Source organism: Pedobacter sp. (assembly GCF_040513095.1).
Classification (GTDB): Bacteria; Bacteroidota; Bacteroidia; order Sphingobacteriales; family Sphingobacteriaceae; genus Pedobacter.
Window position 1 is genome coordinate 1 of sequence record NZ_JBEVDX010000108.1, and the last position, 11816, is coordinate 11816.

The 11816-nt window shown below is 43.6% G+C and carries 13 protein-coding genes; all 13 read left to right on the forward strand.

Annotation, left to right across the window (positions count from 1 at the left end):
• A partial coding sequence (locus ABWY16_RS12950) for an HAD-IC family P-type ATPase (protein WP_353905066.1) occupies positions 1-665 on the forward strand: 665 nt, incomplete at its 5' end.
• Positions 666-708: 43 nt separating this feature from the next.
• Positions 709-921 carry a heavy-metal-associated domain-containing protein gene (locus ABWY16_RS12955; RefSeq protein ID WP_353905067.1) on the forward strand — a complete coding sequence of 71 codons (213 nt, stop codon included), beginning with the start codon at positions 709-711 and terminating at the stop codon, positions 919-921.
• 3 nt (positions 922-924) lie between these two features.
• The gene (locus tag ABWY16_RS12960) at positions 925-1491 is read left to right on the forward strand and encodes an AraC family transcriptional regulator (RefSeq protein WP_353905068.1); all 567 of its coding nucleotides are present in this window, start codon (positions 925-927) and stop codon (positions 1489-1491) included.
• A 60-nt stretch (positions 1492-1551) separates the two neighbouring features.
• Positions 1552-2733, forward strand: a complete 1182-nt coding sequence (locus ABWY16_RS12965) for an aminotransferase class V-fold PLP-dependent enzyme (RefSeq protein ID WP_353905069.1) — start codon at positions 1552-1554, stop codon at positions 2731-2733.
• Positions 2734-2763: 30 nt separating this feature from the next.
• On the forward strand, positions 2764-4146 hold the full coding sequence (locus ABWY16_RS12970; RefSeq protein ID WP_353905070.1) for a mercuric reductase: 1383 nt from the start codon (positions 2764-2766) through the stop codon (positions 4144-4146).
• Entirely contained in the window at positions 4147-5064 is a 918-nt protein-coding gene (locus ABWY16_RS12975; protein WP_353905071.1) for an ABC transporter ATP-binding protein, read from the forward strand.
• A gap of 2 nt (positions 5065-5066) precedes the next feature.
• Positions 5067-6635 carry an ABC transporter permease/substrate-binding protein gene (locus tag ABWY16_RS12980; RefSeq protein ID WP_353905072.1) on the forward strand — a complete coding sequence of 523 codons (1569 nt, stop codon included), beginning with the start codon at positions 5067-5069 and terminating at the stop codon, positions 6633-6635.
• A gap of 1 nt (position 6636) precedes the next feature.
• Positions 6637-7785: an ergothioneine biosynthesis protein EgtB gene (egtB, locus tag ABWY16_RS12985; RefSeq protein WP_353905073.1), complete on the forward strand. Its 1149-nt coding sequence runs from the start codon at positions 6637-6639 to the stop codon at positions 7783-7785.
• Between the two features lie 2 nt (positions 7786-7787).
• On the forward strand, positions 7788-8726 hold the full coding sequence (locus ABWY16_RS12990) for an L-histidine N(alpha)-methyltransferase (RefSeq protein WP_353905074.1): 939 nt from the start codon (positions 7788-7790) through the stop codon (positions 8724-8726).
• On the forward strand, positions 8711-9883 hold the full coding sequence (locus tag ABWY16_RS12995) for a lycopene cyclase family protein (protein WP_353905075.1): 1173 nt from the start codon (positions 8711-8713) through the stop codon (positions 9881-9883). The genes ABWY16_RS12990 and ABWY16_RS12995 overlap by 16 nt, the downstream gene beginning before the upstream one ends.
• Positions 9884-9971: 88 nt before the next feature.
• Entirely contained in the window at positions 9972-10271 is a 300-nt protein-coding gene (locus ABWY16_RS13000; protein ID WP_353905076.1) for an ArsR/SmtB family transcription factor, read from the forward strand.
• Positions 10272-10284: 13 nt separating this feature from the next.
• Positions 10285-11385 (forward strand): NADH:flavin oxidoreductase, encoded by a 1101-nt coding sequence (locus ABWY16_RS13005; RefSeq protein WP_353905077.1) that lies wholly within the window; start codon positions 10285-10287, stop codon positions 11383-11385.
• Positions 11386-11406: 21 nt separating this feature from the next.
• Positions 11407-11763, forward strand: coding sequence for a hypothetical protein (locus ABWY16_RS13010; RefSeq protein ID WP_353905078.1), 357 nt, complete (start codon positions 11407-11409; stop codon positions 11761-11763).
• The last annotated feature ends 53 nt before the right edge of the window (positions 11764-11816 follow it).

Below are 11816 nucleotides of genomic sequence, written 5' to 3' on the forward strand. Positions count from 1 at the left end.
TTAAGCTGGCGGATGAATTTACAGGATTGGTGGATGGCTTCCATCAACAGGCGCTGACCGTAATCTATTTCGGGAATACCAAAGAGGTACTTGCAGTAATTGCAATAGCGGATAAACTCAAAACAGGTTCAAAGGAAGCCATACAGACGCTACAAGCACAGGGTTTAGCCGTTTATATGCTTACGGGAGATAATGCTTTTACGGCTGCTGCTATTGCTGCTGAACTTGGTATCAACCAGTATCGTGCGGGGATATTGCCTTCAGAAAAAGCGGATTTTATCAAAGACCTGCAGCAAAAAGGAAGGGTAGTGGCAATGATCGGCGACGGCATCAATGACAGTCAGGCCCTCGCCCAGGCAGATCTTTCAATCGCTATGGGCAAAGGATCTGATATAGCTATGGATGTGGCTAAACTAACCTTGATTTCATCTGATCTGAGACAGGTGCCTAAAGCATTGAAATTATCCCGTGCAACCGTTAAAACCATACGCCAGAATTTGTTTTGGGCATTCATATATAACCTGATTGGCATACCTTTGGCAGCAGGCGTATTATTTCCGGTAAACGGATTTTTGCTCAATCCTATGATTGCCGGGGCAGCGATGGCACTGAGTTCAGTATCTGTCGTGAGCAATAGCCTGAGATTAAAATTGATCAGGCTTTGATTGCATTTGAGTAAGAACAGTAGAAAATATGAACACATGACTTATGAAAACATTGAAATTTAAAACGAATATTAAGTGCGGAGGATGTATTGCAACAGTTACACCTCATCTGGATGCCGTAGCCGGCCTTGATTCCTGGACGGTAGATACCACAGCGCCGGAGAAAGTTTTGACAGTGTCTGGAAATGCAGATGCGCTTACTGAAGAAGTTATCAATACCTTAAAAAAGGCGGGTTACGACGCTGAACTGATCTGATTTATGCTGCTACATATAAAAAATATGGTGTGCGACCGCTGTATTCTGATCGTCAGACAGCAACTGGACCAGCTTGGTCTGAGTGCAGATACCATCAGTCTTGGAAAAGTTTCAGTTTCGCCAGAGCCTGATCAGCTCAAACTTCAGGAAGTGTCTGCTGCATTGCAGGGTTTAGGGTTTGAACTGATCGACAAGGAAAAAAACCAGCTGATTGAGCAGATCAAGACTCAGGTGATTGAGATCGTACATTATTCTGACCTCAGTGCAGTACAGCAAAGCCTGATGAACCTCATCGCGCAGAAACTGAACCGGGACTACGTATATCTCAGCAGGCTGTTTTCTGATGCTGAGGGAGTCACGATTGAAAAATATATTATCCAGCAAAAGGTAGAGAAGGTGAAAGAGCTGCTTGAATATGGTGAACTGAACCTGAACGAAATCTCCTATAAAATGGGGTATAGCAGCAGTGCGCATCTTTCTACACAATTTAAGTCGGTGACAGGTATGCCGCCAAGTAAATACAAAGCACAGCCCGCTGGTGACAGGAAACCCCTGGATCAGCTGGGTTAAATTAAACTTTTAAGCGTTCCAGGCAAAGATTATTTTCTTTATCTTAATGCCCTTAAATAAATGGCTGCAGATATGGATATTGACCTGATCAGGAAACAAACAAAAGGATGTACGGATAAAATTTTCCTGAACAGTGCGGGCTCCTCACTTGTTCCGCAGAGTGTGACAGACAAAATGGTCGGCTACCTGCAAATGGAGGCATTAACAGGCGGTTATGCCCTGGCGAACCAGTACGAAACTGAAATTGAAGACCTGTATGTACAGGCAGCATTACTTTTTAACTGTGCGCCGAAAAATATAGCCTACGCCACCAGTGCCACTGATGCCTATGCAAAGGCAATTACAGCAATAAATTTTAAGGCAGGCGATGTCATCCTGACCACAGATGATGATTATATTTCCAATCAGCTGTCTTTCCTGTCCTTAAAGAACCGTTTCGGTATCAGCATTATCAGAGCTGATAACCTTCCTAACGGAGACCTTGACATGGATACATTTGAAAAACTTGTCATCAGCCATCAGCCAAAACTGGTGGCCATTACCCATATACCTACCAATTCAGGATTGATCCAACCGGCAGAAGAAATCGGCCGTATATGCAAAAAATATGATATTCTATATTTACTTGATGCCTGCCAGTCGGTAGGGCAGCGGGTAGTGGATGTTCAGAGAATCGGCTGTGATTTTATGACTGCCACAGGTAGAAAGTTTGTGCGTGGCCCCAGAGGCACAGGACTTCTGTATGTATCTGATAAAGTCTTGGATGAACAGATGGTTCCATTGATCTTTGATATGCAGGGCGCCGACTGGACAGGCAATGACGAATACAGACTGGCAAAAACAGGGAAAAGATTCGAATTCTGGGAGTCTTCAATCGCTGGCAAACTGGGATTGAAAGAGGCTTTAACATACATAAATGGTATTGGGATCTCAAATATTGAGCTGTACAATGTAAATCTGATGCAACAGTTCAGAAAGGAACTGCAAAAGGTTCCCGGACTGGATCTGCATGACCAGGGAAGCCATCTCAGCAATATTCTCACCTTTACAACCAGCAACCGTCCGCTGCAGGATACAGCTCAGTTGCTGAGGGACAATAACGTTTACTTTTCAATGAGTTTCCGTGACTTTGCACGCATAGATTTTAATAAGAAGGACCTCGATGCTATCATTCGATTTTCAGCACATTATTTCAACACGCCGGAAGAACTTGAAAAAACTATAGCCATTTTGAATTATTAATTGTTATTGATTGACATTACAAAACATATCATGAAGGAATTCGATGCAATCATCATAGGGTCTGGCCAGGCAGGAACGCCATTGGCAAGGAAATTAGCTAAAGCAGGCTGGAAAACAGCAATAATAGAAAAAAGATTGGTTGGAGGCACATGCGTTAATGACGGATGTACACCCACAAAAGCGATGGTTGCTTCTGCGAAGATGGCCTTTATGGCTGGCAGCAGCGCTGAACTGGGGATTGAAATTCCCTCCTTTAAAGTAAATTTTGAGGCGGTAATGGCCCGCAAATCAGCTATTGTGAAACATTCTCATGACGGATCTGTCAAAGGGCTTGAAGACACCAAGAACCTGACACTGGTTTACGGTGAGGCCAAATTTACCGGTGACCATACTATACATGTGAATGGGAATGACGGAAGTTTTGAAGACTATACCGCCAAACACATTTTTATCAACACAGGAGAAAGCCCTGTAATTCCTGATATTGAAGGAATACATGATATTAAATACCTGACTTCTACAACGATCCTGGAACTGGAAGAAGTTCCGGAACATTTGCTTATAGTTGGAGGGGGCTATATAGGGCTGGAGTTCGGACAGATGTTCAGCCGTTTCGGCGCGAAAGTAACCCTGCTGGAACATGGTGACAGACTGCTCCCTAAGGAAGATACAGATGTCTGTGAAGTTGTATCAGAGTTTTTCAAAGAGGACGGTATCGACGTATCTACTGAAGTTAAAGTAGTCAAATTTGAACAGCTGGATAAGCACAAAATAAAAGTTACAGCAGACCACAATGGTAAAAAAACTACGTATATCTGCAGTCACGTGTTACTTGCCTCAGGAAGAAAACCTCAGACAGAAGCATTAGGTCTGGAAAATACAGGCGTAAAATGTGATGAAAAAGGTCACGTACTGGTCAACGAATTTCTGGAAACCGATGTCAAAAACGTTTACGCGCTTGGCGATGTGAAAGGTGGACCGGCATTTACCCATATTTCATACAATGATTATGTAGTGGTGGCGGCGAACCTGCTTGACGATGGTAAGATGAGCATCAAAGACCGTATGATTCCATATTGCATGTTTATTGATCCTCAGCTGGGCAGAATCGGCATTACTGAAAGCCAGGCGATTGAAGCAAAACTGGATTATCTTGTGGCTAAATTACCTATGGCTCATGTGGCCAGGGCAATCGAAACCGGGCAAACGCGTGGTTTTATGAAAGCTGTAGTAGATAAAAAAACAAAACAAATACTCGGTGCAACGATCATCGGGGAACAGGGCGGAGAAATCATGTCGATCATACAAATGGCGATGATGGGAAAGATCACTTATGAAGAAATCAGGTATACAATTTTTGCCCATCCTTTATATGCAGAGTCGCTCAATAATTTATTTATGTCCATTGCCTAAATGATAAAAGCAGAAAACCTGGTCAAGAAATTTGGTTCATCCGCTGCCGTAAACAACATCAGTTTCGAGCTGAAGGAGGGAGAAAACCTCATTTTGCTGGGCACAAGCGGTTGCGGCAAGACCACCACTTTGCGGATGGTAAACAGGCTTATCGAACCAGATTCCGGGACTATCTTCCTGAATGGGAAGGACATCAGGACGCAGCAGCCTGAGGTCTTAAGGCGTGGCATAGGTTATGTTTTGCAAAACCATGGTTTATTTCCTCATTATACAGTAGCAGAAAATATCGCAATTGTGCCCAGGCTGCTGAAATGGGACAGCGAAATAATAAAAAAACGTGCAGATGAACTTTTTCAAAAGCTTAACCTCGATCCATCATTAAAAGATAAATTTCCCGCAGCACTGAGTGGCGGGCAGCAGCAGCGTGTTGGTCTTGCGCGCTCCCTTATGGTAAACCCGCCGGTATTGCTGATGGATGAACCTTTTGGTGCGCTGGATAACTTAACCAGGATCAGTATCCGCAAGGAATTCAGGGTTTTGGATGAGCTGGTAAAGAAGACTATCATCATGGTTACCCATGATGTGCAGGAAGCTTTTGAAATGGGCGACAGGATTTGCCTGATGGACAAAGGCGAAATCAAACAGATCGGCACTCCTGAGGAGCTGCTTTTTCATCCGGCAAATGATTTTGTAGCGGATTTTCTTGATGAACAGCGGCTCCAGCTGGAACTGAAATCGGTAGCCCTGAGGGAACTTTTCCCGGGTAAGGGCAATGAAAACTTAACCGTGTGGGACAAAATGGAGAGCCTGCTGCAAAATAAAAATACAGGTGATGATCAGGTAAACGAACGTGCAGCACAGCATGAACTGACGATAGGAAAACTAATGACTGCATTTTCAAGCTATAAAGACAGGTAAGAATGGATCATACACAAAGCTTCTGGCAATTTGTAGCGCAGCAATCTGATAAATTGTGGGGCCAGACCTGGGCACATATTGGCCTGACCATGATTTCCCTGATCCTGGCAATTATCATTGCCGTTCCCATAGGTATACTCATCTCGAGGAAACAAAAATTATCCGGTCTGGTACTCGGATTTGCAGGTGTACTGCAAACCATTCCCAGCATCGCTTTACTGGGTGTGATGATTCCTTTCCTGGGTATCGGACCAAAACCAGCCATTCTTGCACTGTTTCTTTATGCACTTTTACCTGTCATCAGGAATACCTATACAGGAATCAGGGAGGTCAATCCCGCTGTGGTAGATGCGGCAAGGGGAATGGGCATGAGTCAATGGCAGATACTTACTAAAGTAGAATTGCCCCTGGCTTTCCCGGTTTTAATGGCAGGCATACGTACAGCCACAGTAATAAATGTGGGGGTAGCTACTCTCGCTGCGTATATTGCTGCCGGAGGTTTGGGCGAGTTTATTTTTGGCGGAATTGCCCTCAACAATTCAAATATGATCCTGGCAGGGGCTATTCCGGCTGCTTTGCTCGCCATTGTGCTGGATTTCCTGTTGTCACTCGTTCAGAAAATCAACCTGAAAAGTGTAAGGGTAGCCTGGTTGATACTGCCCTTTATTTTTGTCTCAATGAGTTCCTTCTATTTGCTGCCTACTCAGATCGGAGGCAGGATGCTGGGCGGTTTTACCCCGGAATTTATGGGAAGGGAAGATGGTTACCTGGGTTTAAGACGTGTTTATAAATTAGGTATAGAGACAGTAGTGATCAGCGATGCGGTCATGTATAAAGCTGCGTTTGAGCATAAGCTGGATGTGATCAGCGGATACAGTACAGATGGAAGGTTAAAAGCATATGACCTGATTACACTGAAAGATGACCGGCATATTTTTCCGCCTTATTATGCTGCTCCTGTGGTAAGAAACGATGTGCTGGCCAAATATCCGGAACTTGAACCAACACTCAATCTGCTCTGCGGATCTATCAATGATTCAATCATGACAGCCCTCAATTATAAAGTTGACCAGCTCAAACAAAGCCCTGAAAAAGTTGCAATGGATTTCATGGTTGATAAAAAGCTTTATAAACCAGCCAGGAAGGGCACTAAAGGAACCATAAGGATAGGCTCCAAGATCTTTGGTGAGCAGTACATATTGGTACAGATGTATAAAATATTGATTCTGGGCAATACAGACCTTGCTGTAGCTACAAAAACTGGTCTCGGGGGTACCAAGATATGTTTTGATGCCCTCACCAATAATCAGATTGATTTCTATCCAGAGTATACCGGAACAGGTTTCCTGGTGCTGCTAAAACCTGACATTCAAACCATGAACAGGTTAAATGGCAACAGGGATGATGTTTACCAATATGTGAGTCAGGCATTTAAACAGCAGTATGACCTGAAATGGTTAAAACCAATTGGCTTTAATAACAGTTATGCACTCATGATGAGAAAAGAACAGGCACAAAGTTTGCAGATCGAATCCATAACAGACTTAACAAAACATCTAAATCAAAAATAATATGTCACTCTGGGAGAAATACTCAGCAGTTAGGTCGCATAGCGTCCTGATATGTTCAAAACTTCAGAAAGAAGACTATGTAGTTCAGCCGGTAGTGGATGTGAGTCCGCCGAAGTGGCATTTGGGACATACGACATGGTTCTTCGAAACCTTTATCCTTATTCCCAATGCTTTTGCCTATCAGCCCTTTAACCCTGATTATAATTATGTATTTAACAGCTACTACGAAAATATCGGCGCAAGGGTAATCCGTACAGACAGGGGTAACCTGAGCAGACCAACAGTAGATGATGTATTTCATTACAGGGCGTATGTGGATGAAGCTATGCAAAAATACCTGCCAGGATTGAGCGATCCGACGGTATTGGAGCTAGTTGAGCTTGGATTGAACCATGAGCAACAGCACCAGGAATTACTGTGGTACGATATCAAATACATATTAGGGCACAATCCTTTGTTTCCTGAATACGATGCAGACAATATAGAATCTGGTCTTGTTAGTACCGCAGAGGGCTGGACTGATTTCAATGAAGGTGTCTACGAGGTTGGCTATCAGGGCGATCAGTTTCACTTTGATAACGAGTTGGGCAGGCACAAGGTTTACATTCAGAACTTCAGTATTGCTACTCAGCTGGTAAGCAATGAGGAATACCTTGCTTTTATCAAAGCTGGCGGATACCAGGATTTTAACTTATGGCATGCCGAAGCCTGGGATTGGGTAAATACAAATGACATTACTGCACCAATGTACTGGTATGAGGTAGATGGCCTTTGGCATCGTTACAGTTTATCCGGCCTTGAACCCTTGAAACCTGATGAGCCTGTTTCTCATATAAGTTATTACGAAGCAGCAGCATTTGCTCAGTGGAAGGGTATGCGATTGCCTACCGAATTTGAGTGGGAAGTTGCATCCGGCAAATTTGACTGGGGCAAATTATGGGAATGGACAGAAAGCGCTTATCTTCCCTATCCCGGTTTCTCTAAGGCTGCAGGAGCATTAGGAGAGTACAATGGTAAATTTATGGTTAACCAGAAAGTACTGCGTGGTGCATCAGTGGCAACACCTGCCGGGCACAGCAGAAATACTTACCGCAATTTTTTTCACCCCAATTTACGCTGGATGTTTAGCGGAATCAGGCTCGCAAAATAAATATGAATCAATTTCTAAATGAGGTTTTACATGATCTCAGTCAGACGCCAAAGACACTGAACTCAAAATATTTCTACGATGGGAAAGGCGACAAGCTGTTCCAGGAAATTATGGATTGCCCGGAATACTACCCTACCAATTGTGAGATGGAGATTTTCAGGGAACATACCAGAGATCTTGCAGTTACGCTAAAAAATGGCTTCAATACGTTCGACCTGGTAGAAATGGGTGCGGGCGACGCCACCAAATCCAGTTATCTGCTGAAAGAACTTGTGGATATGAAGGCCGACTTTACTTATATGCCGATAGATATTTCCTCTGCAATGATCAGCCATCTGGAACAAACACTTCCCGGACAGATTCAAGGCCTTAAAGTTGAAGGCTTGAATGGTGAGTATTTCGAAATGCTGGAAAAAGCAAATCAGATCTCAGCCAGAAAGAAAGTTGTGATGCTGCTGGGGGGTAATATAGGGAACGAGACCCCTGAGAATGCCATTGGTTTCTGCCGCAAAATCAGATCATGTTTACAGGAAGGTGATTTGGTGCTGGTTGGGTTCGACCTGAAAAAGAACCCGCGTACTATTCTGGCAGCTTATAATGATGCCGCTGGATTTACAAGGGATTTCAACCTCAACCTTTTACACCGCATAAACAATGAACTGGATGGCAATTTTGATACCGAGCAGTTCGAACATTACCCAACCTATGACCCCGCAAGCGGTGCTTGCAAAAGCTATCTGGTGAGCCGAAGTGAACAGGAAGTGTCTATTTCGGGACAAAAGTTCTTATTCAAAGAGAATGAATTCATTTTTATGGAGATCTCCCAAAAATATAGTCTGGAGGAAACCGAAACCATGGCCAGTCAGACAGGTTTTAAAACAGTTCATCATTTCCTGGACCATAAAAAATGGTTTGTTGACACCGTATGGCAGTGCATATAAAATGTGATATCCTGATCTGCGGAGCAGGGATGGCCGGTTTAAGCCTTTTATACCGGGCAATGAAAGCAGGTATATGGGAAGGGCAGCGCATCATTGTGGTTGACCGTTCTGACAAGGGAACGAACGACAAGACCTGGTCTTTCTGGAAAAAGGATGATTCCTGTTTCGAAGAACTTATCCTTCATAAATGGCATCAGCTGGTTTTCTTTTCCAATGATGGCAGCAGGGTCGCACTCAACAGCGGGGGTTACACTTATAATAGTATCAGAAGTATTGACTTCTATAACTATGTCCTTTCGTACCTCCGAACCTTCTCCAGTATATCCTTTGTTCAGTCAGACATTACATCAGTTGTATCATCAGGTGATCAATGTATATTAAATACTGCCGAACATACTTATATAGCTACTTATCTTTTTAATTCCATTTATCACCAGCCTGAACCAAGCCCAAAAGGGCAGTATTTTCTTCAGCATTTTAAAGGCGTAAAAATTAAAACACGCAATGCAATCCCCCCGCTTTCGGAAGCCTGGCTGATGGATTTCAGAACAGGACAGCAAAACGGGACTACTTTTTTTTATACCCTGCCCATGGCAGATGACGAATTGTTCGTGGAGTATACCCTTTTTTCCAAATCAGTTCTGACCATGGATGAATATGATCAGCAGATAAAGAAATATATCCGTGAAATTCTCCATATAGACCAGTATGAAGTACTGGAAAATGAATACGGGATAATCCCGATGACTGACCACCTTTTTAAAAGATTTGATGGGAATATCATTCATATCGGAACAGCTGGGGGAGATACCCGGGCGAGTACCGGTTATACCTTTACCAATACCCAGAAGACGATTGGCAAAATCCTGCTAAGTTTCCAGGCTGAGGGTCATCCCTTTTTCAAAGAGGAAAATACAGGTCTGAAACAGCAGTTGTATGATGCCACGTTACTGGATGTTTTAGCCCAGAATGAGTACAAGGGGCATCAGTTGTTCAGCGATCTCTTTAAAAAAGCTCCCGCATACAGGATTTTTGCCTTCCTGGATGGGGAAACCTCAATCTTACAGGACATATTCATCATGAAGAGCCTGAAAAAGCTGCCATTTATGCAATCATTTGCTACTGCTTTGCAGAACAGGTTTATCAGTTCCGAATAATTCATTGCTTCCCAATTAAGCATTATCATTCCGCCGTCATGTTACTGCATATATTGGTGTATCGGGAAATCCCGATGTATCTTTGGGTATGGATCAGGTTGATATATTCAAAGCATTATCAAATAAAAAACGACTCTTAATTCTGGAATGGCTTAAAGATCCGGCAGCTCATTTTCCTGATCATGAATCCCATAGTAATGAGTTTGGCATTTGCGTGGGACAGATCCAGCAGAAAGCGGGACTAACACAATCGACCGTCTCAGAATACTTGTCACTGCTTCAGCGAACCGGACTGATAGAATCTACAAGGGTAGGGCAGTGGACTTACTACAAGCGAAATGAAGCTGCTTTTGAGCGGCTGAAGGAGCTCATCAACAAAGAACTTTAACAATTAAATATATATGAATACAGATAGCCTGTTCCAGCCATTTAAGCTGAAAACATTGAATATGAAAAACAGAATAGTGATGGCACCCATGACACGTTCTTTTTCACCTGAGGGAATTCCTACTGCTGACGTTGCTGATTACTATCGCAAAAGGGCAGCAGGAGATGTAGGACTGATCCTTTCTGAAGGAACCGTAATTGATCGCCCCTCATCCTCAAATGATGCCAACATTCCTCACTTCTACGGTGATCAGGCACTAGCCGGCTGGGATAATGTGATTAAAGGTGTGCATGGCGCTGATGGACAGATGGGACCGCAGATCTGGCACATGGGCATTATGGCTAACCACCATTCCGGATGGATGCCACCTGCTGAGTTTGAAGGACCGTCGGGCTTTGTAAACCCGGGCGAGAAAAAAGGTGTAGCAATGACTGAGAAGGACATAGCAGATGCGATCCTTGCTTATGGAAAGGCTGCAGCTGATGCTAAAAGACTAGGTTTTGATTGTGTAGAAATACATGGTGCCCATGGATATCTGATCGATCAGTTTTTCTGGGATGCGCTAAACCAGCGTACTGATCAGTATGGTGGTGCTACCTTGGCTGAACGCAGCCGTTTTGGTATCGAAGTGATCAAAGAAGTTCGCAGACAGGTTGGTGAAGATTTTGCTGTGATCATACGTTTGTCGCAGTTTAAGCCCCAGGATTATAATTATAAACTGGCAAACACACCACAGGAGATGGAAGCATGGCTGAATCCGCTGGTAGATGCCGGTGTAGATATTTTACATTGTTCACAACGCCGTTTCTGGGAAGCAGAGTTTGAAGGTTCTGACCTGAATTTTGCTGGATGGGCTAAAAAACTTACCGGTGCAGCTACTATTACCGTGGGATCAGTTGGTTTAACCGGAGAATTTATGGCTGCTTTCAGGGGCGAAGCTTCACAACCAGCATCACTTGATGAATTGGTTAGAAGAATGGACAGGGGAGATTTTGATCTTGTTGCTGTTGGAAGACCTCTTTTGGCTGATGCTGACTGGGTGAAGAAAATTCAAAATGAACGGGTTGATGAATTAAAAGGCTTTACCAAAGAAGCCCTTGCTACTTTGGTTTAATGCAGTAATTTTATATCTATTATGGAATCGTCGTATCTTTTAAAATTAACTGCTGCACAACAGCAATCGCTGGCACAGCATCCTTACATCTCTACAGAACTGCTGGCTGCTGCCATTCATGAGCATGCTGCGCAGATCGGGTATATGCTTCAGGCTTATTTTCCTAAAGAAAAGGTCAGCAATGTTGCCGTTATTCCGGGCAGTATAAGTGTAGGGGAATCTGGTGTTGCTGGCATACAGCTGGAATTTGTAAAGGAAGAATTCAATATGTGCAGTGCCATAGATTCTGTAATAAAAGATAAAATGGCTATTTCCGTAACGGTTGACAGCGTTGCAGGAGAGCTGTTATTGAAAGGGGAGAGCTGGCCTGAACTCTAGGCATCCCTCCTGTTCAAAAACCCTTATATAACATAAAGGCCCGCTCAATTTGA